The sequence below is a fragment of the Ornithinimicrobium carbonis genome (assembly GCF_977012275.1).
In genome coordinates this window covers 1-25,400 of the sequence record NZ_OZ348993.1, presented here as the reverse complement: position 1 = coordinate 25,400, position 25,400 = coordinate 1, and the positions used below count along the sequence as shown (strand labels likewise).

Genomic DNA, 25,400 nt, shown 5'->3' with positions numbered 1-25,400 from the left:
CGTGGACGGGGGTGGGATCGCCCGGCCGCGTCGTGCCCGGGCGGCGGCTCGGGACGGCCGCGGAGGGGGGAGGGGCTGTGCACGGTCGGTCGGGGCTGTCGGCCCGGGCGGCTACGGTCGGGGGATGACGACCACCCAGGCAGACGTGGACCAGACCCCGGGCCCTCCGCGGTCCCGGGAGCAGCTGCACGAGCAGGCGCACGACGCGCTGCGGCGGCTCGTCGGGCGCGACGACGCCCGGTTCCGCGACGGACAGCTCGACGCCGTGACGGCGCTGGTGGAGGACCGCGGACGGGTGCTGGTCGTGCAACGGACCGGCTGGGGCAAGTCGGCCGTCTACTTCGTGGCCACCGCGCTGCGCCGCGCCCAGGGGGCCGGCCCGACGGTGATCGTCTCGCCCCTGCTGGCCCTGATGCGTGACCAGATCGCCGCGGCGGGCCGGGCCGGGGTCCGGGCCGTGACCATGAACTCGGCCAACGCCACCGAGTGGGACGAGGTCCGCCAGGCCCTCGCGGAGGACCGGGTCGACGTCCTCCTCGTGAGCCCGGAGCGGTTGAACAACCCGCGCTTCCGCGACGAGCAGCTGCCCGACCTGGCCCGTCGCTGCGGGTTGCTCGTGGTCGACGAGGCCCACTGCATCTCCGACTGGGGCCACGACTTCCGCCCCGACTACCGCCGCATCCGGACCCTGCTGGACGCACTGCCCGAGGGGACGCCGGTGCTGGCGACGACGGCGACGGCCAACGAGCGGGTGGTCGACGACGTCGTCGAGCAGCTGGGCGTCGGCGGGTCCCAGGTGCGCACGATCCGCGGGCCGCTGGCCCGGGCGTCGCTGCGGCTGGGCGTCCTCCCGCGGCTGACGCCCGAGCAGCGGCTGGGGTGGCTGCTGGCCCACCTCGGGACCCTGCCCGGCAGCGGCATCATCTACTGCCTCACGGTGTCCGCGGCCGAGGACGTGGCCGAGGCCCTGCGCGGGGCCGGGCACGAGGTGGCGGCCTACACCGGCCGGACCGACACCGAGGAGCGCGAGCGGCTCGAGGGCGCCCTGCGGGACAACCAGGTCAAGGCGCTGGTGGCCACGAGCGCTCTGGGGATGGGCTTCGACAAGCCGGACCTGGGCTTCGTCGTCCACCTGGGCGCCCCGAGCTCGCCGGTGGCCTACTACCAGCAGGTCGGTCGTGCCGGCCGTGCCACGGAGCGCGCCGACGTGCTGCTGCTGCCCGGCTCGGAGGACCGCGACATCTGGAACTACTTCGCCACCGTCTCGATGCCGCGCCAGGACCAGGCCGACGCCGTGCTGACGGCGCTCGCCGAGGCCGGCCGACCGATGTCGACGCCGGCGCTGGAGACCGTCGTCGACGTGCGGCGCACCCGGCTGGAGCTGCTGCTGAAGGTGCTCGACGTCGAGGGGGCCGTGGCCAAGGTCCAGGGCGGGTGGACGGCCACGGGCCAGCCCTGGGTCTACGACAAGGAGCGCTACACCCGCGTCGCCGAGGCCCGCGTGCGTGAGGCCGAGCTGATGCTGGGCTACCAGCAGACCGACGGGTGCCGGATGGCGTTCCTGCAGGAGTGCCTGGACGACAGCACCGCCGAGCCGTGCGGCCGGTGCGACCGCTGCGCCGGCACCTGGTTCCCCACGGACATCCCCGCGGAGGCCGTCGGGTCCGCCAAGGACCGGCTGGGGTCGGTCGGCGTGCCCGTCGAGCCGCGGGGTCAGTGGCCGACGGGGATGCCGCGCCTGGGTGTGGACGTCAAGGGCAAGATCCGGCCCGAGGAGCAGGCCGGCGTGGGCCGCGCTCTGGCCCGGCTCTCCGACCTCGGCTGGGGACAACGGCTGCGGGCGGTCCTGGCGGCCGGGGAGTCGCGCCCCGACCCGGAGGTGCCGGACGACCCCGAGCTCGGGCCGGCTCTGACCCCGGGCCAGCCGGTCCCGGAGGACGTGACCCGGGCCGTGGTCCAGGTTCTCGCCGGGTGGGACTGGGGGCAGCGCCCCGTCGGGATCGTGGCGATGCCGTCGCGTCGTCGCCCCGCCGTGGTGGGCTCCCTCGCGGAGCAGATCAGCCAGATCGGCCGCCTGCCCCTGCTGGGCAGCCTGGACCTCGTGCACGGCGGCCCCGTGGGGGAGCCGGGCGGCAACAGCGCCTTCCGGCTGGCCAACGTCTGGGGCCGGGTGGGCGTCGGGCCGCAGCTGCGGGCAGCGCTTGCCGAGGCCCGCGGGCCGGTGCTGCTCGTCGACGACGTCGTGGACTCCCGCTGGACGCTCACGGTGGCGGCCCGCGAGCTGCGGCTCGCCGGTGCCGACGCGGTGCTGCCGCTCGTGCTGGCCCTGGAGGCGTGAGAGGTCCCACCGGGTGGGCGCCGGGGGCGCGGGCCGGCCGGTAGCCTCACGCCCGTGACCGGTCCCCACGTCCTCTACGTCGCCTGGGGCTTCCCCCCGGCCCGCAGCGGAGGGGTCTACCGGGCGCTGGCCACCGCCAACGCCTTCGCCCAGGGCGGTGCGCAGGTCACCGTCCTCACCGCCGAGCGAGAGGCCTTCGAGCGGTACACCGCCGTCGACCCGGCCCTGGAGGAGCACGTCGACCCGCGGATCGAGGTCCGCCGCCTGCCCTTCGAGTGGCCCGCCCGCGAGCCCGACCGCTCGCGCTGGCCCCTCGCGCGCAGGGCCCTGCCGCGGGTCTGGTGGCACGTGCGCAAGCGGCTCGACCGCATACCCTTCCCCGAGTCCGGCTACGGACCATGGCGGGCCACGCTGGAGTCCGCGGCCCGGGAGGTGCACGCGCAGCGCCCGGTCGACCTGGTCGTGGCCACCGTCAACCCCTACGTCGACCTCGCCGCCCCCAGGGTGCTGGCCCGCGAGCACGGGGTGCCCTACGTCGTGGACCACCGCGACGCCTGGCAGCTGGACGTCTTCTCCGGGCGTCGCACCCACCGTCGGGGGAGCCGGGTGGACCGCACCGAGAAGGCCCTCCTGCGAGGGGCCCTGGAGGTCTGGTTCGTCAACGAGCCCCTGCGGGCCTGGCACGCCGCCCACCACCCGGGGGCCGCCGGGCGGATGCACGTCGTGGCCAACGGCGTGGACGCCGCCTTCGCGCCGGGCCCGCGGCTGGACCCGCCCGCCGCGGACGCACCGCTGCGGTTCGGCTACCTGGGCACGATGTCGCGCCAGGTGCCCGTGGAGGCGTTCCGGCGGGGATGGGTGCTGGCCCGCTCCCGCTCGCCGGAGCTCGCCGGGGCCACCGCCCACGTCTACGGCTGGGCGGGGCACTACGCCGCGCCAGACCCCGACACCCCCGTTCTCACCGGTGAGGACGGCGTCGTGCTGCGCGGACCGGTGTCCCGGACCGCGGTGGCGCAGGTCTACGAGCAGCTCGACGTGGTGCTGCTGATCCTCGGCACCGGGCGCTACGTCACCAGCGGCAAGGTGTACGAGTACATGGCCAGCGCCCTGCCGGTCGTCTCCGTCCACGACCCCGGCAACGCCGCCGCCGACGTGCTGAGGGGGTACCCGCTGTGGTTCCCGGCGGCCGACCTGTCCGCGGAGGGCGTGGCGGCCGCGTTGCAGGCGGCCGCGCACGCCGCCCGCACCACCGACCGGGCGACGCGGGAGGCGGCCGCGCGGTACGGCTCCGCCTTCGCGCGGGAGGCCCAGCTGCGCCCCCGGGTGCAGGCTCTGCTGGCCGCAGCCTCGACGGCGACCGGTCGTGCTCCCGGTGCGGGCTCTGCCGGCGGGAGCCTCAGCGGCGACCGGTGAGGCGTGACGCGCGGGAGCCGGCGCGTCTGTCGACGATCTCCCGGAGGCGACGCTCCAGCGGCTCGAGCTGCCGGGTGCGCTCGAACCGGGTGGCGTGGGCCCGTGCCCGGGCCTGCTGCTCCGGGGTGACCGAACGGGCCAGCGCCACCGCGTCCACGAAGGCGTCGGCGACGTCGTCGGGGTCGAGGGACCGGGTGCGAACGAGGAGCGGGTAGTCGTCGAGGACCTCGGCGACCGCGCAGTCGGGCTCGTACAGGCCCAGGACGGGCTTGCCGGTGGACATGTACTCGAACACCTTGCCGCTGGTGACGTAGGGGGAGTCGGCCACGATCATGACCAGGACGTCGAGGGTCGCGTACGCGTTGGCGATGTCCGCCTTCTCCACCGCCCCGTGCCAGGTCACCTGCTGGGTGGCATCGGCCAGGGGCAGCAGGGTGCGGACGGCCGCACTGACGCCGAAGAAGCCCAGGTGCCCGTAGAGGTCGACCACGGCCCCCGGCAGCCGGCCGGCGTCCTTGGCGCGGCGCCACCCCTCCCACACGGCCGGGTGCGGCTGGTTGGCGGTCAGCGTTCCTACGTATCCGAGGTGGACGGGCCCGAGCCCGTCGGAGGCACCGACCTCGCCCGGGTCGTCGTCCTCGTCGTCCCCGATGACCTCGACATCCTCGACGTCCTCATCATCCTCGACGTCCTCGACGTCGGGCTCCAGGGTGCGGTAGGCCCGCTCCGCCTCCTCGGACAGGAAGACGTCCACCGTGGGGTCCGGCACGTCACCCGTCGACCCGGGCACCAGGGCGGAGACGCCGGACGCGTCGTAGCCGTTGGCCACCACCATCATCCGCCCGGCGTCCTGGGGGTACTGCTCCTGGTGCCACTCCAGGAGCGGGCGGTTGACGAAGGTGATCAGCTCGGCGTCGGCGAAGGTCCGGCGCTCCCAGGTCAGGGCCGCGTGCCCCTCGCGGAAGGCCATCTCGCCGGTGAACAGGTTGAGCGTCCAGGAGTCCCGGCTGTCGAGCACGTACGGGACCCCGGTCGTGCGGCGCAGGGCCCAGACGGCCTGGTAGGCGCTGTACGGGTTGCCGGTGGCCAGGGTGACGTCGACGGGGTGACGCCGGTGGATCTGCAGCAGCCGGGCCAGGACGCCCGGCACCCACGGGCCGTACTGGTCGCACCAGAGGGCCGTCGTGAGCCGGCGGACCACGCGCCGGTGCAGCCCGGGGTAGTTGCCCCTGAACCAGCCGTAGCGGCGCAGGTCGGTCTCCAGGTGGCTCATCGGCAGGGGCACCCGTTCCACCCGTACCCGGGGGTCCACGGCGTCCACGAGGGAGGGGTCGCCCGACCGGGTGATGCGCTCGTAGAAGTCCTCCGTGACGGTCACCACGGTCACCTCCCACCCGGTGCGTGCAAGGTGGTTCGCCAGCGCCAGCATGCGGTAGACCCCGCTGGCCCGTGAGGGCGGGAAGTAGAACGCCACGAGGACCACGTGGGGGCGGCGACCGCGGCCTGGTGGGTCCGGCACCGGCTGGCCCTGCGGGGCAGGCGGTGCCGGTGCCGGTGCGGGTGACGTCTCCTGGACGCTCATTCCTGGGCACCCGCTGCGGCCGACCCGCCGGTCGCGTCCGGCGCGTGGGCGTGCAGCCACCACCGTGCCAGGTGGGTGGCGCTGAAGGCACCGACGTGGACCACGGCCTCGGGGTGCCGGACCGCCTCCCGGTAGGCGAGCTGGGTCATCCGCCCGCCGAGGTGCACGAGGGCGTCCAACCGCTCGAGCCGGGCCAGCTCGGGCTGGCTCTGCACGCGGCGGGCGACGGACTGACCGCGCACGACACGCCATACCCGCCCGTAGACCTTCTCCTCGGAGAAGGCGGACGCCCGCCGCTGGAGCCGTTCGGCCGCGGTGAGCGCGCGGAGCCCGGGGCGGGCCGCCCGGTCGGGAAGGTGGGGAAGGACCGCGCCGGCACCACGCAGGGCTGCTCGCGGAAGCCGGTCCACGACCGTCCGCTCGGCCTGCCGCAGCAGGTTGTAGCGCTCCGGGGCCCCCGGTGACAGCACGGTCACGCCGGCGGGCAGCTGCCGGACCCGGTCCTCGAGGTCGACCGCGGTGACCCGCACCCCCAGGTCCGCGGCCCGGTCGGCGCCGTGGCGCAGCCGCTGCCACTGGCGTGGGCCCTGGAAGATGAGGAGCAGGCTCAGGTCGAGAGGGGTCGCCAGCGGCCGGGCGGGGGGCGTGCCGAGGACGTAGCGGTGCTGGAGGTCGGCCGAGCGTTCCTGGCCGTACACGGTGCGCAGCAGGTCGCGGACCGTGCGCAGGTCCTCCGGCGGGGCGTCGGTGCGCACCTGCGCGACCGCCTCCCGCACCTGCCCCGGCGTGGTCTCCGGGGGCAGGAGGACGCACGTGCCGAAGCCCTCGGGCACGACCATCGTCTCCTGCGGTCCGCCGGAGCGGGTGACGACGACGGGCAGGCCGGAGGCCGCCGCCTCGACGAGCGTCAGGCCGAAGGTCTCGTGGGCCGAGAGATGGACCAGCACGTCGTGGTCGCCGTAGTGGGCGGGGACCTCGTGCGGGGCGACCTGGCCGAGGAAGGTCACCCTGTCCGTCAACCCCTGCGCGCGCACGAGGCCCTCCAGCTCCTCGCGCAGAGGGCCGTCCCCCACGAGGGTGAGGTGCAGCCCGGGGCGACCGACCGCGCCGGCCTGCATCTCCTGGGCGAACGCCTCGAGCAGGAGGCGCACCCCCTTGCGCTCCACGAGGTTGCCCACGAAGAGCCAGCGGTCGCGCCGGCCGGTGGAGGCGGGGCGCAGGGGCAGCGCGTCGACGTCGACCGGGTTGGGCACCGCCGAGATGATGTCGGACTGCTGGGGGCACAGCCGGCGCAGCGTCGCGGCCGTCGCGTCGCTCACGGCCATCACCCGCGCCGCGCGGGCGACGGCGGCCCGGTACTGCACCGCGGCGGAGGTGTCGGCGAAGAGGCCGCGGACGTAGGTCGCGTGCTCGACGATGGTGAATCGGGTGCGGTGCGGCAGGAGGGGTGCGACCGCCGCGGCCGTCGGGCCGCCCACGTGGGCCGACACGTGGGTGGCCCGCTGGAGGAGGTCGCCGGCGTGCTCCTGCAGCGCCTCCCGGTGCAGCTCCATCGCCGTCGACCGGGGCGCGTCGGACGGGATCGGCCGGCGGACCACGCGCACGTCGGCCTCCGGGCGGGACTCGTCCACGCTCCAGCTCTGGCCCTCGCCCCGTCCCTGGTCGACCTCGGCCCCCGTGAGCTCGCTGCCGTCGACGTGCACGACCTGGATGCGGTGGTCGAGGTGCCGGCCGAGGGTCTTCACGGCGTCACGGACGAAGGTGCCCCACACGGGGTTCTGCGCCGTGGGGTACCAGGGGGTGACGACCAGGACGAGCATCTCGTCCCGGCCGGGGGGCGGTGCTGGCGGCATGGCGCCACCCTACGGTCTGGTCCAGCGCGTCCTGCGGAGCGGCGACGGAGCGCCTTGCCATACTGACCGGGTCCGCCAGGGCGGTCGAGACGGAGGGAGCTGGACGGTGGGTCCGAGTGCAGTCGCCGACGGTGGGGGCGACCGTCGTCCGCACGTGCTCTACGTGGCGTGGGGGTTCCCGCCGTCACGCAGCGGGGGCGTCTACCGGGCGCTGGCGACGGTCAACGCCTTCGCCGCCGCCGGGTTCCGGGTCACCGTGCTGACCGCCGCGCGGGAGACCTTCGAGCGGTACACCGGCGCCGACCCCTCGTTGGAGTCGCAGGTGCGGCCGGAGGTGACGGTGGTGCGGATCCCCTTCGAGTGGCCCGCGCTGGAGACCGACCTGCGTCGATGGTCGGCCCTGCGCATGTTCGCACCCGACCGCTGGCGGGAACGACAGCGGCGTCGCGACGTGAGCAGCTTCCCGGAGGTGGGTTACGGCCCCTGGCGGGCCCCGCTCGAGGAGGCAGCCCTCGCCGTGCACGCCCGTTCCCCCGTGGACCTTGCGGTGGCGAGCGCCAACCCCAGCGTCGACTTCACCGCTGCCGACGTCCTGAACCGGAGGCACGGCGTCCCCTACGTCATGGACTACCGGGACGCATGGATGCTCGACGTCTTCGACGGCGGTCTCATGCACCCCGAGGGTGGCCGTGTGGACCGGCTGGAGAAGGATCTGCTCGGCCGGGCTCGCGAGGTGTGGTTCGTCAACGAACCCATCCGCGACTGGCACGCCCGCCGCCACCCTGACGTCGCGGCACGCATGCACGTGGTCGCCAACGGCTTCGACCCGGAGTTCGCGCCGCGACCCCGGCTGGCCCCCCCGGACGGTTCGCGACCGTTGACGTTCGGCTACATCGGGACCCTCAGTCGCAAGGTGCCTCTGCACGAGTTCACCCAGGGCTGGGCCACGGCCCGGTCCACCCACCCGGACCTCGGGCTGGCGCGGGCAGAGGTCTGGGGTCACCTCGGTTACTTCTCGATCCCCAGCTCCGCCATGCTCCGGCTGGTCGAGAGCCATGCGGGGGACGGGCTGACGTACCACGGACCCGTCCCCAAGACCGAGCTCCGGGACGTCTACGACCGCTTCGACGCGCTGCTCCTGCTGCTCGGCGCGGGGAGGTACGTGACGAGCGGCAAGGTGTTCGAGTATGCCGCGACGGGACTGCCCATCGTGTCGCTCCACGACCCCGTCAACGCGGCGGCCGACGTGCTCCGGGGTTATCCGTTGTGGTTCCCGGTCACCGGCCTGTCGACGGAGGAGATCTCCGACGCCCTGGGCGCCGCGGCCGCAGCGGCTCGCCGCGCCGACGCCGGCACGCGGGAGGCGTGCGCGGCGTTCGCAGAGCAGTACCGTCGCGACCTGCAGCTCCGACCGCGCCTCCAGGCGCTGGCGGACCTTCCGGGGCGGCGGACATCAACGGGAGCACCGGTGGGGGAGCACGCATGAAGGTCGTGGTGATGGACACCGGCCGGGGCATCGACGAGCGGAAGGTCGCCCTGTGGCGGTCCCATCTAGGGCTGGGGACGACCGACGAGCTGAGCCTGGTGTCATGGTTCGCCCCCAAGGTCCACCTTCCCCTGGCCCGGACCCTCGTCTGCGGTCCGGTCCTGCGGCTCGGGCAGGAACCGACGGACTGGCCGGTCCTCCCGACCGGTGCCGGTCCGGCGACGGACCTGGTGCCGTCCTCCGCTCCTGAGGTCGGAGGTGCAGCAGGTGCGGTGGAGGGGGCCGCGGTGGAGGAGGCCGCGGGACCACCGTCCGGCGGACTGGGTGTCCCCGAGCTGGACGAGCAGCTGTCGGAACAGGAGGCCGGCCCGGTCCAGGCAGCTGCCGCCGACCAGGATCCCGACCGGGCGGAAGCGGAGGACGGGGGAGGCACGTACACGACGACCGGGCCGCGTGCGGCGACCGGGTCCCATGAAACGGGTCCGACGGAGGGCCAGGAACCGACGGCGCGCTCCAACGACCTGTCCCACCTCCCTGTCCATCATCCTCGGAGGCTCCGCCAGGCCGTTCGGTGGCGAAGCAGGAGGGCCCAGCGTCGGGCCAGTCGGTTGGTCAGCGCCCAGGTGCGCCGCGTGAAGAGGGTCACGACGCGGGGGGCGGCGCTGCCGGACGACTGGCGTAAGCTGCCCGCCCGGGCCCGCGACCTGCCGAGCACGTCCGTCCGGAAGGCGCTGAGCGAGCGCAAGGACGGCATCTCGTGGGAGTTTGCGCTGGCCGCGACGCGGTCCTCCGCGGTGGGCGAGCTGTTCCGGTCCGCCGACCTCGTCGTCCCGGTGGACGAGCGGGCGCAGAAGGCGGCCTGGCTGCTGGCGCGTCGACACCGCGGGCCGGACGTCTACGTCACCCTCCCCTCGGGCGCGCGCGCCCTGGCTGCCCGGCGCGCCCGCCACTGAGGTCGTGCGGGCTCAGCGTCCGCGCAGTTCCAGGTGCTCGGTCAGCACCTCGGAGGCCAGTCGACCGTCGTGAACCCGTTCCACGAACGCCGGCCCCGCCTCCGCGACGACCCTGGCGCCGTCCCGGTCCAGGACCAGCCCTTCCAGCACGTCGGCCAGCGTGTCCGGTGTCGCCTCGACCACTGGCAGCGACATACCGGCGGCGTCCTCTGTGACCCTCCGGACGTCGTCGAGAAGAGGTCCCAGCACCAGGACCCGCCCCGCCGCCATGACCTGGGCGGCCATCACGCCGTAGATCCCGAGTGCGAACTGGTCCAGCACGATGTCGGCGTCGCGCACGAGCGCCGGCATCTGCTCGGGCGGGACGTCCTCGATCCTCCGGTAGTCGACGAGACCCCGTGCGTCGAGCCTGCTCAGCACCTCGTCGGCGGCGGCGCTCCCCTTGAGGGCGGCCCGGCTCGGCGCGTGCAGCACGACGGGTCGCTCCCTGGTCATCGGCGGCGCACCCCCGGCCCAGGTCTCGGGATCGACGACCACCGGCAGCCACACGGATCCGGGTGCGTCCGCCAGCAGCTCGGGGGTGGTCACGAAGACCGGTCCGTGCCCCTCGGTGATGAAGGTCTCCACCTTGGCGGCGAGGGTGTCGCGCTGGGTCTGGAGGCGCGCGGTCAGCTCGTCCTCCGGATCATGGAAGGGGGACCAGGGTGTCAGCGTCGCGTGCCGACGCGGGTCGCGGATCTCCGAACCGTGCAGGATCAGTCCGACGCGGATCCCGACCGCCCGCAGGACGCGGACGTCGCCCTCGAAGGTCCTCCCGTTGCGCAGGCCGAACAGTGGTCGTCCGGACTCGAGGAGCGCGTGGGTCCACTCCTGCTGGGCGGCTCCCTGGAAGGCCTGCGACCAGCGCTGGTCGCGGGAGTAGACGTGGCTCGGCACCGTCTGGTCCCCGGGGAAGAGCAGAGGGAGGTTGCGGTCGACCACCGTGACGTGGGTGCGCAGCCCGGGGATGTTCGCCGTGAGCGCGCGGGCCCAGGCGCTGGCCTGGCCGGCCATGTTGGCCGGGCCGATCCCCACGACCGAGGGGCGGTCGTCGCGGGGTGGTGCTCCCTCGACGAGGCCGGTCAGCATGGTGGGCCTTCCAGGCTCGGCGAGCGCGTCCGGGCCGAGCAGCTCGCGGTAGAGCCCGCGGAGGTTCCGCGCCTGGTGCTCCCAGTGGTAGGGGTCCAGGAGCGCCTCGGTCTCGGCGATGTGCCGGCGCACCTCCGGAAGGCGGTCCAGCAGCGCCCGGAGCTCGGCGGCGAAGGAGACCGGGTCGTCGGCCAGGTGCACGCCGCCGACCTCGTGCTCGCGCACGAAGTCGGCCTGGGCCCGGCAGTCGCTCACGAGGACGGGCAGCCCGGCGAAGAGGTACTCGAACAGCTTGTTGGCGAGCGCCACCTCGTGGCTCCCGTAGTGCAGGAGCGGGATGATCCCGACGTCGGCCGAGGTGACGAATGCGGTCACCGCGTCCGGGGTCACCGGCTCGACCAGGTGCAGGCGGTCGCTGACGCCCAGCTCCACCGCGCGGCTGCGCAGCTGCTTGGCGGGGGCGACCCGGGTGTGGGGGACGCAGACCACGGCGAGGTGCACCCCGGGAAGCTCCGGCAGCGCGTCGACCGCCGTGAGGACGCCACGCGCCGCGGTGACGCCTCCGCTGTAGACCAGCAGTGGGACGTCCTCGGACAGTCCGCACTGGTCGCGGAGGCCGACGACGCCGTCCGGAGCCGGACTGGCACCCGGCGGGGTGTTCATCACGACGGTGGGCCGCCGGGGCAGGTCGTACCGGCGTTGGAGCTCCTCGGCCAGGGGTTCGGTCACCGTGACCAGGGCACTCGCGGCACGGACGTACTCGCGCTCGGCGTCGAGGTAGCCCAGGATCCGTCGCCGCGTCCGGCCCGGGTACTGCGAGAGCCCGGCGACGAACTCGTGGGCGTCGTAGACCCACTCGGCGGGCCGTCCGCTCGCCCGGCGCCGAGCCACCGCGCGGGTGGCCGTGCCGAGGAGATGGACGTCGTGGGCGTGGATGATCTCCCAGTCCAGCGTGTCGACGACCGGGGCGAAGGCCAGCTCGTAGTCGAAGAGCTCCGGCACCTCACGACGCCAGCTCGTCCCCACGCCGTGGTCGTCCCACCACTCCCACCACGACTCCCGGACCCGGTCCTCGCGGGACCCCAGCTTCTCGACGAGGTGGTCCGCCCCGGTGCGGACCCGGCGCTCCACCTTGCCGCTGAGCGCCCGGGACCGGTGTGTCCACCCACCGAGGTCCTTCGCCTCACCGCTGAGGAGGGTCGAGCGCAACGCCCAGGTGCGCCGGGTGCGGTGCGCCGCCGGGGGAGGCACCAGGCGCGCCTTGCGGCGCTGGGCCCTGAGCGTCTGCTGCGTGCCGCGGAACCGGAAGGCCACCGGGACGCGCACGATCCGGACGTCCCCCAGCAGGGCGTCCTCGTGGAACCCCGAGGAGGCGTGCCCGAGGACGGTCACGGCCGCGCCGCCGTCCGCGAGCGCGAGCGCCGTCTTGAGGACGCGGGTGTCGTGGCGGATGTCGTTGCCGACCATCATGAGGATCGAGGGGCCGGTCACTGAGGTCCTCCTGCGGGTCGGTGGGAACGGACGTCGGGGGTGAGGCTACTCACTGCTCGGCCCGGTCGGGGTCGGTGACCGTCAGGCGGCCGAGCACCCGTGCTGACCAGCGCCCGTCGTGGACCTCCCGGACGAACCCGGGCCCGGCGGCCGCCACGGTGCGTGCCCGGTCCCGGTCGGCCAGCAGGTCGGCGAGGACCTCGGCGAGGGTCTCGGGCGTGATCTCCACGACCGGGACCTCCAGACCGGTCGTGTCCCGGACCCGGTCCCGGACCCGGTCGCCGACGAAGCCGAGCACGACGCGCCCGGCGGCCAGGCCCTCGAGGGCCGACACGCCGTAGAGGCCCATCACCGCCTGGTCGACGAGGACGTCGGCCTCCCGCACCTCCCGACGGACCCGCTCGTGCGGCACCCCCTCCAGGCGCACGTACTCGATCTCCCCGGAGGCGTGCAGGCCCTGCAGGACCGGGTCCACGTGCTCGGACCCCTTGAGCCGACCCCTGCTGGGGATGTGGATGACCCGCGGTGCCCTCCGCTCCAGCACCGGTGCACCGCTCGCCCAGGACGCCGGGTCCACGACGGTGGGGCACCACCGGGCGTCCGGGGCGTCGTCGAGCAGGTCCGGCGTGGAGACGAAGGTCGGCCCGTCGAAGCCGGCGAACAGCTCGACCGCGCGGCGGGCGTTCCGCTCCAACCGCCGCGTCAGGGGGTCGGACGGGTCGGTGAACGGCGAGTGCGGGAACCGTTCCGCGTGCCGGCTCGGGACGCGCAGGTCCGACCCGTGGGCGATCAGGCCCACCTGCAGCCCGCCGCGACGCAGCACCGGCAGCTCCTCGGCGCAGGTCCGGCCGTAGAGGGTGCCCAGCACGGGCCGGGAGGCCTCCACCAGCACGTGCGTGTAGTGCTCCAGCAGGTGGCGCTCCTGGGTGCGCTGCCAGACGACGTCGCGGTAGGCCGGTGACGGCACGACCTGGTCGGCGGGGAAGCCCATCGGCCCCTCCACCGCCATCGACCGCGCACCGACGCCCGGCACGTGCGCCTCGACGGCCCGGGCCCAGGCGTGACCCTGACCGGCGAAGTTCACCGGCGCGACCAGGAGCCGGGTGTCCTGCTCCGGCACCGACGGGGTCCGCAGCGCCCGGGCCAGCTCGTCGACGGTGGGGGGTGCGGGTGTGGCTCCGAGCAGCACGTCGACGCGGCGCACGAGCGCCGCGGGCAAGGCCCTGCGGACCCGCCGGACCCGGTCCCGGACGGGGGTGGGCAGACGGGGCGGACGCGGCACGGCATACCTCCTAGAGCAGGTCGGCGACGGCCCCGGCGAAGGCCTGGTAGAGCGCGGGTGCCTGGGCCGCCGGCCCGCAGGAGCCCTCCCGGCGGGCGGACTCCCGGGCCATGGACAGGGTCCCGGGCTGCTGCGACCAGCCCCGCAGCACCTCGGCGACGGCGGCACCGACCTGCTCGTCGTCCCCGGTCGGCACGACCGACCCCGCCCCGGTCGTGCCGACCACGTCGGCCTGGCGGGGCAGGTCGGTGGTGACGACGGGCAGGCCGCAGGCCAGGTACTCGGCGAGCTTGCTCGGCACCGCGCGACGGAACGCGGGGGTGTCCGCCAGCAGCACGAGGCCGCACCACGCGCCGGCCGCGTCGGCCCAGGCAGGGACGGGCGGGCGTCGGCCGTGCAGCCGCACCCGACGGGCCAGGTCGGGGTCGGCGTCCAGCGCGGCCTCCATGGCCGGGCGGTCCGCGGGGGCGACGGGGCCAACGACGTCCAGGGTCCAGTCCGGTGCTCCGCGCAGCGCCGCGAACATCGCGAACAGCCCGCGGCTGGCGCGCACGTCGCCCACGTAGACCGCCCGGGGACGCGGGTCGGGCAGCGCCGGGGCGGGGAGCATCCCCGGGTAGGGGACGTTGGGCAGCAGCAGGCGGTGGCGGGCCCGGAGCGGAGGGACGTGGTCGTCGGCCACCACGGTCAGGTCGGCCCGGGCCGCGACCTCCTGGAAGGTCCGGACCAGTCCCCGGGCGAGGATCCCGGGCAGCCCGTGCATCCGCCTGGCCCAGGGCCGGTCGTGCAGGAGCGCCCCGTAGTCCTCGTGCACGTCGACCACCAGGCGGCGGCCGGTGGCCCGGACGACCGCGCCGGCGGCGACCGCCGAGTCCGGGTCGTGCGCGAGCAGCACCCGGCCCCGGGCGCGGACGGCCATCTCCCCGGCGAGGGCGGCCCGGCCGGCGGGCCCGCGACGCCGCCACGTCCGGGCGGACGACCCGGCGGGGGCGTCGACCCCGTGGCCGAGGGCGAGCACCTCGACGCGGATGCCGAGCCCGACCAGCGCCGCCACCTCGCGGTGGAGGCGCGCGTCGGCGAGGTCGTGGCCCGAGGTGACGACCGAGACGTCCACCCGCGGGCCGCCCCTCCTCAGATCTCCTCCATCGTCGAGGGGGTCTTGCCGACCTTGACGAACTCGGTGTAGGCCGTGATGCACTCCGCGGGGGAGGCGTGCATCATGATGCGGCCCTTGTGCAGCCACAGGCAGTCGGTGCACATCTCCTGGATGCTGGACAGGCCGTGGCTGACGAGGAACATCGCCCGGGCGCTGTCGCGCAGCTCGGCCATCTTGGCGTCGGCCTTCTCGCGGAACTTCGCGTCGCCCGCCGAGAGCGCCTCGTCGACCATGAGGATGTCGGGCCGCATGTGGACGGCCACGGAGAACGCCAGCCGGCTGAACATGCCGGAGGAGTAGGTGCGCAGCGGAGCGTCGATGAACTCGCCCAGCTCGGCCCAGTCGGCGATCTCGTCGGCGCGCTCCTCGACCTCGCGCCGGGACAGACCGGCCGCCAGCCCGCCCAGTCGCACGTTCTCCCGGCCCGAGAGGTTGACGTTGAAGCCCACGCCGAGCGCGAGCAGGGTGCTGGCGCGACCCCACACCTCCACCCGCCCCTCGGTGGGGGACAGGATGCCGGCGAGCGTGCGCAGCAGGGTGGACTTGCCCGCGCCGTTGGACCCGATGATGCCCATCGAGGTGCCCACCGGGACGTCGAAGGTCACCCGGCGCAGGGCCTGGATCTCCACGACGGACCGCTGACGGCGGGTGATGGCCTTCTTGAACGTCGGCACCCGCTCGAACCGGGTCCGGTAGGTGACCGAGAGGTTCTGCACGCTGGCGGCCAGGTCGGTGCGGCCGGTGTTGTCCCGGTAGGGGTAGGAGTCGGCCGCCGCGGGACCACGGGTGCGGTCCTTGGCGAGCGAGAAGGCACCACCGACGAAGGACCGGCCGGCGCTGTCGGCGGTGGGACGGCCGGGGCCGTCCCCCTCCGGGGCCCGGCCGGGCGAGGGCTGCTCAGATGCGGACAGCGAAATCACGCTCCCTCGACATGAAGTAGGCCGACCCCACCACGAACGCCCCGACCGCCCAGGCGACGGCCAGCAGCCACAGCTCCAGCCCGGGCACCTGGCCGTCCTGCAGGGCCATCCCGTACCCCCGATGAGGGCGTACAGGGGGTTGAAGGGCGCGATCGCCTGGGCCGTCGCGTGGCCCCCGATCATGTCCACGGTCCACAGCACCGGCGAGGAGTAGAGCCAGATGCGCATGAGGTAGGGCAGGAAGGCGGTCATGTCCCGGAAGTAGACCTGCAGGGCGGCGAAGAGGGCGGACAGCCCGGCGGCGAACATCGCCAGCAGCCCCAGGAAGATCGGGGCGACCAGGAAGGTCGCGGGCGTCCACGGGTTCCCGGCCATGATGTGGAAGACGAAGTAGACCGGCAGCGTGGGCAGGAAGCGCAGCAGGGCGGTCCGCACCGCCGCCAGGGGGAGCAGGAGCCTCGGGAAGGCGGTGTTGAGCACCAGGCCACCGGCGTTGACGACCGAGCCGGCCGCGTTGTTGACCGACCCCTGGAAGAAGTAGAAGACGAACAGGCCCCCGGTCAGGTGGGCGAAGTACTCCCAGCCCTGGGTGTCGTCGCGCTGGGAGATGACGGTCACCAGCAGGTAGTAGACGAGCGAGAGCAGGAGCGGGTTGAGCACCAGCCACGCCTGGCCGAAGAAGGTGTTGGTGTTGGCCCCGCGCATGTTGGCCTTGGAGGTCTCGAAGGCGAACTCGCGCCGGCGCCACAGCTCACGGAAGTAGGTCGGCAGGTGCGGCAGCCCCGTCCGGTGGGGCATGTAGCGGTGGTAGTCCGTGGCGAACCCGGGCGGTTCCGGGGTCGCGGTGGCGCCGGCGCTCCCGTCCGTCGTCTCGTGGCTCATCGCTGCCGATCCTCGTCCGTGCCGTGGTCCACCGGAGCCGCGTCGGCCCGGCGTGTCGCGTCCTGCCCGTGCCGGCGGGCAGCCAGCCGGTCGTACACCGCCAGGAGCCGGTGCGCGTCCGCCTCCCAGCTGAGGGTCCCCGAGGCGGCCAGCACGGCCCTGCGCAGCCCGGCATAGTCTGCCACGGCCTCCTCCACGGCCCGGGCCAGCGAGCGCGTGTCCCCGGGGCGGTAGAGCGTGCCCAGCCCGTGCTCCCGGACCGCCTTCGCCAGCTCGCCGACGTCGGTGGCCACCACGGGCACGCCCGCCCGGACCGCGTGGAAGAGCTTGTTGGGCAGGGCGAGGCGGTGGTTCTCCCACGCGTCGGAGTGGGTCACCAGCGCCAGCCCCGCGCGGGTGAGCAGGTCGGTGAGCTCGTCGGTGCCGACCGGCGCACGGACCGCGGCGTGCCCCGGGTCGAACCCGGCCAGCCAGGTCGCGTCGGCTGGTCCGACGAGCGTCACGGGCAGGGGAATACCGGGGTCCAGGGTCACCGCGGCGACCGTCTCCAGCTCCCGGTATGCCGCCAGCCGGCCGGGGTAGACCAGTGCGGTGGGGGCGTCGGGCGGCGTGGGTGGCGTGGCGGCCGCCGGGAAGGTGTTGCGCACGACGGTGACGTGGTTCCAGCCGTACCGCCGGCGCAGCGCGTCGGCCACGCCGTCGCCGACGGTGAGGACGGCGTCGGCCCGGTCGCCGAGGGTCTGCTCCAGCCGGCGCTCGCGGCGGTCCGCCCACGGGGTGGGGCGGTGCTCGCGGGGACGTCCGGTCCACAGCTCGTGCGCGTCGTAGACGAGGGGGACGTCGCGGGCTTCGGCGAGGGCGGAGCCGGCGGCCAGGGCGGTGAAGTCGTGCGCGTGCACCGCGTCGAACCCCCGTCGCTGCGCGTCGACGGTCGCGGCGGCGGCCCACCGTCCGAAGGCGGACCGGCGGTGCTCGGGGAGCAGGAGCCAGCGGGCCAGCCGGACGGGTGCCGGCTGCCGACGGGCCGACAGCGGGGCCGCGCCGTCGCGGCGCAGGGCCGAGGACACCCCGACCGAGCTGACGGTCACGCCCGCGGGCGGGACGAAGTCCTCGGGGACCGCCCGGCCGACGACGTGCACGGTGTGCCCGGCCGCGACGAGGGTCGTGGCCTCGCGCAGGACCCGGGTGTCGGTGGCGACCGGGGTCGCCACGAGCATCAGCACCCGCACGGCATACCCCGGGGGTTCAACGGCATACCCCGGTGGTTCATCCGTCCAGTATCGGTGGCGGTGAGCTCCCGGGTCCTACCGGCCCCGTCATCCGAAGCCCTGGCTCTGGAGCCACCACAGGAGCAGCAGCGCCTCGGCCGCCATGCCCAGGGACAGGCCCAGGAGGAACCCGGCACCCCACCGGCGCAGCCGCGGCACGAGCACCACGGCCACGGCGATCGCGACGGCCGGGAGCGGGGAGAAGTGGTCGAGGTAGGCGACCAGCTGCCAGCGCTCCAGCAGCGGCCCCAGCGCGAGCCCGAGCACCAGCTGCAGCACGAACCCGGCCGGCACGCCCAGCAGGAACCCCCAGACGAGACCACCGGTGGTGATCGTCCCCTGCGCGGTGTCGCGCCGCGTTCGCGTGGTCGGCCCCTTCGCCATGAGCGGAGCCTAGACCCGCAGGGGGTCCTCCGGCGGACGGCGCGGGCTATGCCGCCGGTGCGCCGAGGACGGGTGCGGGCCGGTGGCGGGCCCACGCGCGGTGGGCGATCTTGACGACCTCCTGGGCCCAGAGCACGACCGACGCCATCGCGAGGCAGACCAGCCACTGCAGACCGCTGAGGGGGACGGTGGTGAAGGCGTGCTGCATCACGGGCACGTGCACGACGACGACCTGGAGCGCGACGACCAGCCCGATCGCCGCCCACAACCACGGGTTGCGGAACATCCGGTGGAACGAGCTCTGCGCGGCCGAGCGCGAGCTGAGCGCGTTGAGGAGCTGGGCCAGGACGAGCGTCGTGAACCCGGCGGTCCGCGCCAGGTCGAAGGACTCCGAGCCCTCGAGCAGCCCGCCGGGCAGGAACAGGTCCATCGTCAGCAGGGTGACCGCCCCCATGAGAAAACCGGTGAAGAGGATCCGCGCCCACATCGGCCGGTCGAGGATGGGACGGTCGGGGCGGCGCGGCGGGCGGGCCATGACGTCGTCGATCTCGGGGTCGACCCCCATCGCGAGCGCCGGCACGGAGTCGGTGACCATGTTGATCCACAGGATCTGGGTCGCGAGCAGCGGAACGACGAGCGCGTCGGGGTTGGCGGTGTCGCGCAGGCCGAGGACGCCGGCGAGGACGATGCCGAAGAACACGGTGACGACCTCGCCCAGGTTCGACGACATCATGTAGCGCAGGAACTTGCCGATGTTGTCGAAGATGATCCGTCCGCGGTGGATCGCGGCGACGATCGTCGCGAAGTTGTCGTCGCCGAGGATCATCCGGCTGGCTTCCTTGGTCACCTCGGTGCCGGTGATGCCCATCGCGATCCCGATGTCGGCACTCTTGAGCGCCGGAGCGTCGTTGACGCCGTCACCGGTCATCGCCACGACGTGCCCGTCCCGCTGGAGGGCGTCCACGATCCGCAGCTTGTGGTGGGGGGCGACGCGCGCGTAGACGCTGACCTCCCGGACCAGGTCGACGAGGGCGTCGTCGTCCAGCCGCTCCAGCTCGACGCCGGCGGCAGCGCGCCCACCCTCGGCGATGATGCCCAGGTCGGCGGCGATCCGCTGCGCGGTCGCGGGATGGTCACCGGTGATCATGATGGTGCGGACGCCGGCGCGGTGGGCGGCGGCGACGGCGGCCTGGGCCTCCTCCCGCGGCGGGTCGATGATGCCGACCACGCCGGCGAGGACGAGGTCGTGCTCGACGTCGGCGTCGTGGTGGCCCGGCTCGCCGTCGTCGGCGACGCGGTAGGCGACGCCCAGCGTGCGGTAACCCTCGGCGGAGAGGGCCTCGACGACCGCCAAGTGCCTGGCGCGGGCGGCGTCGTCCAGCGGGACGACCTCGTCCCCGTGGCGCTCGGCGACGCAGCGGTCCAGGAGGACGTCGGCCGCGCCCTTGGTGAAGATGCGGTTCTCCGCGCGGTCGTCGTGGTGGGCGAGGACCGACATCATCTTGCGCTCGGAGGTGAACGGCGCCTCGGCCCGCCGCTCGTAGTGCCCGATCCGCTCGGTCACCTCCCCGAGCTTGGAGCTCGCCACGATGAAGGCGGCCTCGGTCGGGTCTCCGTGGACCACCCACTGGCCGTCCTGCTCGGAGATGGTCGCGTTGTTCGCGACGGACCCGCCGATGAGGACGAGCCGGGCCTCCACGAGGAGGTCCTCGGCGGCGGCGCCGGCGGCATCGGCGGCATCCCCATTGGTGCCGGCGTCATCGGCGGCATCGCCATTGGTGCCGGCGGCATCGGTGGCATCCCCATTGGTGCCGGCGGCATCGGCGGCATCGCCATCGGTGCCGGCGTCATCGGCGGCGACGAGGACGGCGTCGCCGACCGGCGCGTACCCGGTGCCGGAGAGCTCGACCCGGCCGGAGGCGGTGACGATGGTCCGCAGGGTCATCTCGTTGCGGGTGAGCGTCCCGGTCTTGTCGGAGCAGATCACCGACGCCGACCCGAGGGTCTCGACCGAGTGCAGGTGCTTCATGACGGCGTTGCGCCGGGCCATGGCGCGGACCCCGATCGCCAGCACGACGGAGAGGATCGCGGGCAGGCCCTCGGGGACCGCGGCCACGGCGAGGGAGACCCCGAGCAGCAGGATGGTGACCCACTCCTGCGGGGAGTCGGCGCCCTGGACGAGGGCCAGGGTCGCCATGACGACCACGGCGATGCCGATGACGAGGGCGCCCAGGGTGCGCGAGACCTTGGCGATCTCGACCTGCAGCGGGGAGGGCTGCTGCTCGGTGCGGTCGAGCAGGGCGGCGATGTGGCCCATCTCGGACTGCATGCCGGTCGCGGTGACGACGGCGCGACCCACGCCCTCGACGACGGCGGTGCCCTTGTGGACCATGTTGACCCGGTCGGCGAGGGCGACCTCGCCGGAGAGGGACGTCGCGGACTTCACGGTGGCGGCCGACTCGCCGGTGAGCGCGGCCTCCTGGACCTTCAGGCCGCTGGCCTCCAGGAGCCGGGCGTCGGCGCCGACGGCGTCGCCCTCGCTGAGCAGGAGGACGTCACCGGGCACGAGGTCCGCGGACGGCAGCTCGGTCGGCCGGCCGTCGCGGAGCACGGAGGAGCTGGCGGCCGTCATCGTCGCCAGCGCGGCGACGGCGTCCTCGGCCTTGGCCTCCTGGACGAACCCGAGGACGGCGTTGAGGACGAGGATCGCGCCGATGACGATCGCGTCGACCGGCAGACCCTGGGCACCCTCGAGCACCCAGGCGGTGATGGAGACGACGATCGCGACGAGGAGGAGGTAGACGAGCGGGTCCTGGAACTGCGCGAGGACGCGTCGCCACAGCGGCACCCTGTCCGTGGAGCGCAGCTCGTTGGGTCCGTGCTCCGCGAGCCGGATCTCGACCTCGGTGCTGCTGAGCCCCACGTCCGGGTCGACCTCGAGGAGGTCCGAGAGCTCCCTCGCACCGGTCAGGTGCGGAGGAAGGGTGCGCGCGGTCGGGCTCCCGATGGCCACGACCTCATCCTCTCAGGCGGGCGGGCGTCGGCGGTCACCGGTCCCGGGCCCTGCGCCCGTCCCGGGTCAGGGCGGTGAAGCGCTCCACATCCTCGGTGCGACCGGCCAGCACCAGGTCGTCGCCGGCGTGGATGACCGTCTCGGGCACGGCATACACGAATCCCTCGACCGCCCGCTTGACCCCGACGACCGTGATGCGGTGGCGGGTGCGCAGGGCGGAGGTGGCCAGGTCCTGGTCCCAGGTCTGCGGCGGGGCGGCGGAGCGGGCGATGGCGAACCCGTCGTCGAACTCCAGGTAGTCCTGCAGGCCGCCGGTGACCATGTGCGCCACCCGCTGACCCATGATGAGCTCGGGGTAGATGACGTGGTGGGCGCCGATGCCGGTGAGGATCTTGCCGTGCTTGCGGGTGATGGCCTTGGCGTAGATCTCCGGGACACCGGCCTCCACGAGGGTGATGACCGCCAGCACGCTCGCCTCGATGTCGGAGCCGATCGCCACGACCGCGGCGTCGACGTCGGCGATCCCCAGCTGGCGCATGGCCTCGCCGTCGGTGGCGTCGGCCTGGACGGTGTGGGTGAACTCCTCGGCGAAGCGCTGGACGCGGTCGGGGTTCTCGTCGACCGCCAGGACGTCGACGCCCTGGCGCACGAGCGACTCGGCGACCGCCGAGCCGAAGCGGCCGAGCCCGACGACGAGCACGTCGCCGTGCCGGCGGGAGGTGCGTCGCGGGGCGGCACGACGGGGGAGGGGGGTGCGGTCAGCCGACAATGGGGCGCTCCTCGGGCAGGCGGTAGTGGCGGTGGTGGGTGTTGAGGGCCAGGGCGGAGGCGACCGTGATGCTGCCGACCCGGCCGACGAACATGAGGACCATGAGGATCAGCTGGGCCGAGGCGGGCAGGTCGGCGGTGATCCCGGTGGACAGCCCGACCGTGGCGAAGGCGGAGACGACCTCGAAGGTGAGGTCGATGGCGGGCAGGTCGGTGAGGGCCATGACGGCCACGAGCGAGGTGGTGACCAGGGTCAGGGCGAGCACGACGACCGCCAGCGCCTGCCGCTGGACCGAGGTGGAGATGCGCCGCCGGCCGATGGCCACGTCCGGCTCGCCGCGGATCTCGGCCAGCACGACGTAGGCCAGCACCAGGAAGGTCGTGACCTTGATCCCCCCGGCCGTGCCCGCGCTGCCGCCCCCGATGAACATCAGCACGGTCGTGACCGTCTCGGTCTCGTCGCTGACGAGGGCGTAGTCGACGCTGTTGAAACCGGCCGTGCGGGGGAAGGCGCCGCCCGCGAGGGCGCCGAGGGCCTGGCCGCCCGGGCCCAGCTGGGCCAGCGTCCCGCCCGCCGCGGACTCGAACAGCCAGAACAGGGCGGTGCCGAGGACGAGCAGCACCAGGCTGCCGTTGACGGTCAGCCGGGTGTGCACGCTCCACCGGGAGGGGCGCCGCCACCCGCGGCGGAGCTCGCGCAGGACCGGCAGCCCGAGGCCGCCCAGCACCACGGCGACGACCAGCGGCAGGATGATCCAGCCGTCGGCCACGAACGGGATGAGGTTGTCGGTCCACAGCGCGAACCCGGCGTTGTTGAACGCCGAGCCGGCGTGGAAGACCCCGTGCCACAGCGCGGTGGGCCAGCCCAGGTCGTAGCCGGCCCGGAACCGGGCGGTCAGGACCACCGCCACGGCCGTCTCGACGACGAGCATGACCACCACGATGCGTCCGACGACCCGCCGCACGTCGCCGAGCGACCCGGCGTGCGTCTCGGCCTGGGCCACCAGCGCCCCCCGGATGCCCAGCCGCCCGCGCACGGTCAGGGCGAGCAGCGTGGCCAGCGCCATGACCCCCGCACCGCCGACGTGGATCAGGGCCAGGATCACGGCCTGGCCGAACGGGGTCCAGTAGGTCGCGGTGTCGACGGTGATCAGACCGGTGACGCACAGCGCGGACACGGTGGTGAAGGCGGCGACCATGGGGTCGGCGGGCGACCCCGGCGTCCGGGACGCCGGCAGCAGGAGCAGGACCGTCCCGACGACGGCCGCCACGGCGAACGCGGCGGTCACCAGTCGCGCGGGCCGGGCCCAGGAGGCACCCACGAACCGCCATCATCCGCCTGTCGGGACGGCGATGGCAAGCGGGTCGTCCAGGGCGGCCCGGCGACGATCCCCTAGTAGCGGCCCGGCGACGATCCCCTAGTAGACGAAGAACGGGAAGACGCTGCGGTCGTGCGCGTGCACGATGGCGAAGAAGACCACGGCGTCGAAGAGCAGGTGGATGATCACGACGTACGTCAAGGACTTGGTCCGGGTGAAGATCCACCCCTGCAGCAGCGCGAACGGGATCGTCAGCAGCGGCCCCCACGAGCGGTAGCCCAGCTCCCACAGGAACGACACGAAGATGACCGCCTGCAGCACGTTGGCCTGCCACAGCGGCAAGTGCCGGCGCAGCAGCGCGAAGCAGATGCAGATGAAGAACAGCTCGTCCCACAGGCCGACCGCGTTGACCCCGACGAAGAACCGCCCGAACTCGCTCGGGGTCTGGATCGGCGGCCAGTTCTGGTAGGCCCCGGAGTTGATGAAGTAGGACGGCAGGATCAGGTAGCCCAGCACCGGGACCGCGACGACGTAGGCCCACTGCATCCGCGTCCAGCGCCGCCCGGTGAACCACGGGAACCGGATCGCCGGCTCGCGCCGGTAGACGAGCCGGTCGACGAGCACCGGCACCAGCACCGCCGCACCCAGGACGAACCCGAGCCGGAAGAACATCGGCCAGCTGATGTCGGCCTCCACCGAGGTCGTCGACACGATGGTGATGCCGATCCCGATGAGCAGCAGGTCCCGGAAGAGGGGACGGTGGATCAGGTATGCCGCGACGAGGCTGAGCGCGAGCACGACGTGCCCCGGCCAGCCCACCATCAGGGCGAAGAGGAGGAAGGCCGAGAGGGAGACACCGGCCGCGGGCAGCAGTCCCAGCAGGGGTGCCGGACCGTCGGGTCCCGTCACGGCGGGACCGCCGCGCTCGGAGTCCTTGGTCGTCGGGCCGGCGCGGTCGGCGGGCGTCGGGTTCGGCGGGGGCACGGCGACCACCGTAGTGGTGGGCGGGGGCACCGGGCGAGGGAGCGGTGGCGCAGCGGCCCGCGGGCGCTCGGACGTCGACGGGACGCCAGGAGGCGATGGCCGGTGCCGGAGGATCACCCCTCCTCGCGGCCGACCTCCACGGCGATGTCGACCTCGTTGCCCTCCGGGTCGGCAATGGTGGTCCCGAAGGGAGCCTCGGCGTCCCGGACGACCCGGCCACCGGCCCGCAGGGCCGCGTCGATCCGGGCCTGCGCCTGGTCGTCGGGGACGAAGACGTCGACGTGGACCCGGTTGCGCTGGGCCCGCCGGGCGGTGTCGCCGGCCTCCATCGGCTGCAGGAAGAACGGTATGGCGAGCCCCCGCGGGTCCACCAGGTCGGTGACCTCCGGCCGGGGGTCCTCGACGTAGCCGAGCGCGGCGGCCCAGAACCGGCGCACCGTGGGGACGTCCACGGCGTCGATGCCCACCTGCACGAACCGCGGTCGGTCGACGTCCGCCCGCAGCCCGAGGTCCCGTGCCGCCCGTTGCACCTGCGCGGCCAGCGGGCGGTAGCCCTCGTCCATCTCCCAGCGGTCCTTGCCGGTGTCGACGGTTACGACGACCTCGCCGTCGGCGGAGGCGCGCAGGTCCACCCCGAGCGGCAGCCCTGCCTCGTCGGCGAGCCGTGCCACCGCCTCGGCCAGGTCCACGGCCGGTCCGCCGGCGGGTGCGAGGTAGCAGGCCATCGCGGAGAAGACCAGACGCCAGTCCTCGGTCCCCGGGTCCTCCCACCGGTCGGCACCCTCGACGAGCGGGAGCAGGTCGACCTCGTTGCCCTCCGCGTCAGCGACCGTGGCGTAGTAGCCGTGCTCGGCCACGGACCGGGCTCCGAGGTCCCGGACGGCGGCCAGCGCCGCCACCGCCACCGGCTGAGGGGTGACGACGTCCAGGTGCAGCCGGTTGCGCAGCGGCCGGAGCTCGTCCTGCTCCTGGAACCAGACCGACGGCAGGCGTCGGCCGGGGTCGACGAGGTCCTCCTCACCGAGGGCCTCATGTCCCAGGACCGTCTGCCAGAACGGCACGACCGCCGCGTGGTCGAGCGCATCCATCGTCAGCTGCACGTCCTGCACCGTCGTCGGGTCCGCCCGCAGCCCCAGCCGCGCGGCGGCCGCGGAGACCGTGCGGGCCCGGTCGAGCTCCT

Annotated in this window: 17 protein-coding genes; 4 read left to right on the top strand and 13 right to left on the bottom strand. The window is 74.1% G+C overall.

From position 1 onward, the window contains the following. Nucleotides 1-124 precede the first annotated feature (124 nt). Together ACWHYA_RS00085 and ACWHYA_RS00080 are read left to right on the top strand one after the other, a co-directional pair. On the top strand, nucleotides 125-2,338 hold the full coding sequence (locus ACWHYA_RS00085; protein ID WP_425940062.1) for a RecQ family ATP-dependent DNA helicase: 2,214 nt from the start codon (nucleotides 125-127) through the stop codon (nucleotides 2,336-2,338). Nucleotides 2,339-2,392: 54 nt separating this feature from the next. Beyond that, the gene (locus ACWHYA_RS00080; RefSeq protein WP_425940063.1) at nucleotides 2,393-3,751 is read left to right on the top strand and encodes a glycosyltransferase; all 1,359 of its coding nucleotides are present in this window, start codon (nucleotides 2,393-2,395) and stop codon (nucleotides 3,749-3,751) included. On the opposite strand, the gene ACWHYA_RS00075 is transcribed toward ACWHYA_RS00080, so the two are convergent. Beyond that, a complete protein-coding gene (locus ACWHYA_RS00075) occupies nucleotides 3,735-5,225 on the bottom strand; it encodes a glycosyltransferase (RefSeq protein ID WP_425940064.1) in 1,491 nt (496 codons plus the stop codon). The genes ACWHYA_RS00080 and ACWHYA_RS00075 overlap by 17 nt on opposite strands. A gap of 104 nt (nucleotides 5,226-5,329) precedes the next feature. Continuing rightward, nucleotides 5,330-7,186: a glycosyltransferase gene (locus ACWHYA_RS00070; RefSeq protein WP_425940066.1), complete on the bottom strand. Its 1,857-nt coding sequence runs from the start codon at nucleotides 7,184-7,186 to the stop codon at nucleotides 5,330-5,332. 106 nt (nucleotides 7,187-7,292) lie between these two features. On the opposite strand from ACWHYA_RS00070, the gene ACWHYA_RS00065 reads away from it, so the two are divergent. Then, nucleotides 7,293-8,672, top strand: a complete 1,380-nt coding sequence (locus ACWHYA_RS00065; RefSeq protein WP_425940067.1) for a glycosyl transferase — start codon at nucleotides 7,293-7,295, stop codon at nucleotides 8,670-8,672. Then, nucleotides 8,669-9,625, top strand: coding sequence for a hypothetical protein (locus ACWHYA_RS00060; RefSeq protein WP_425940069.1), 957 nt, complete (start codon nucleotides 8,669-8,671; stop codon nucleotides 9,623-9,625). The genes ACWHYA_RS00065 and ACWHYA_RS00060 overlap by 4 nt, the downstream gene beginning before the upstream one ends. 12 nt (nucleotides 9,626-9,637) lie before the next feature. Here the strand turns inward: ACWHYA_RS00060 and ACWHYA_RS00055 are convergent, their stop codons facing one another. From ACWHYA_RS00055 to ACWHYA_RS00005, 11 genes are all read right to left on the bottom strand, one after another. Continuing rightward, complete coding sequence (locus tag ACWHYA_RS00055) at nucleotides 9,638-12,244, bottom strand: glycosyltransferase family 4 protein (protein ID WP_425940071.1); 2,607 nt, start codon at nucleotides 12,242-12,244, stop codon at nucleotides 9,638-9,640. A 49-nt stretch (nucleotides 12,245-12,293) separates the two neighbouring features. Further along, a complete protein-coding gene (locus ACWHYA_RS00050) occupies nucleotides 12,294-13,526 on the bottom strand; it encodes a hypothetical protein (protein ID WP_425940073.1) in 1,233 nt (410 codons plus the stop codon). A gap of 10 nt (nucleotides 13,527-13,536) precedes the next feature. Continuing rightward, nucleotides 13,537-14,640: a glycosyltransferase gene (locus ACWHYA_RS00045; RefSeq protein WP_425940075.1), complete on the bottom strand. Its 1,104-nt coding sequence runs from the start codon at nucleotides 14,638-14,640 to the stop codon at nucleotides 13,537-13,539. Nucleotides 14,641-14,657: 17 nt separating this feature from the next. Next, nucleotides 14,658-16,484, bottom strand: coding sequence for an ATP-binding cassette domain-containing protein (locus ACWHYA_RS00040; RefSeq protein WP_448095480.1), 1,827 nt, complete (start codon nucleotides 16,482-16,484; stop codon nucleotides 14,658-14,660). Further along, on the bottom strand, nucleotides 16,481-17,701 hold the full coding sequence (locus ACWHYA_RS00035) for a glycosyltransferase family 4 protein (protein ID WP_425941006.1): 1,221 nt from the start codon (nucleotides 17,699-17,701) through the stop codon (nucleotides 16,481-16,483). Before ACWHYA_RS00035 ends, ACWHYA_RS00040 begins: the two co-directional genes overlap by 4 nt. A 99-nt stretch (nucleotides 17,702-17,800) precedes the next feature. Next, nucleotides 17,801-18,136, bottom strand: a complete 336-nt coding sequence (locus tag ACWHYA_RS00030) for a hypothetical protein (RefSeq protein WP_425940080.1) — start codon at nucleotides 18,134-18,136, stop codon at nucleotides 17,801-17,803. 46 nt (nucleotides 18,137-18,182) lie between these two features. Beyond that, complete coding sequence (locus tag ACWHYA_RS00025; protein ID WP_425940081.1) at nucleotides 18,183-21,149, bottom strand: cation-translocating P-type ATPase; 2,967 nt, start codon at nucleotides 21,147-21,149, stop codon at nucleotides 18,183-18,185. A 34-nt stretch (nucleotides 21,150-21,183) separates the two neighbouring features. Beyond that, nucleotides 21,184-21,918: a potassium channel family protein gene (locus ACWHYA_RS00020; RefSeq protein WP_425940084.1), complete on the bottom strand. Its 735-nt coding sequence runs from the start codon at nucleotides 21,916-21,918 to the stop codon at nucleotides 21,184-21,186. Then, on the bottom strand, nucleotides 21,908-23,239 hold the full coding sequence (locus ACWHYA_RS00015) for a TrkH family potassium uptake protein (protein ID WP_425940086.1): 1,332 nt from the start codon (nucleotides 23,237-23,239) through the stop codon (nucleotides 21,908-21,910). Before ACWHYA_RS00015 ends, ACWHYA_RS00020 begins: the two co-directional genes overlap by 11 nt. Before the next feature lie 96 nt (nucleotides 23,240-23,335). Continuing rightward, complete coding sequence (locus ACWHYA_RS00010) at nucleotides 23,336-24,220, bottom strand: CPBP family intramembrane glutamic endopeptidase (RefSeq protein ID WP_425940088.1); 885 nt, start codon at nucleotides 24,218-24,220, stop codon at nucleotides 23,336-23,338. A 113-nt stretch (nucleotides 24,221-24,333) separates the two neighbouring features. Continuing rightward, on the bottom strand, nucleotides 24,334-25,400 hold a 1,067-nt coding region (locus ACWHYA_RS00005), incomplete at its 5' end, for a VOC family protein (RefSeq protein WP_448095478.1).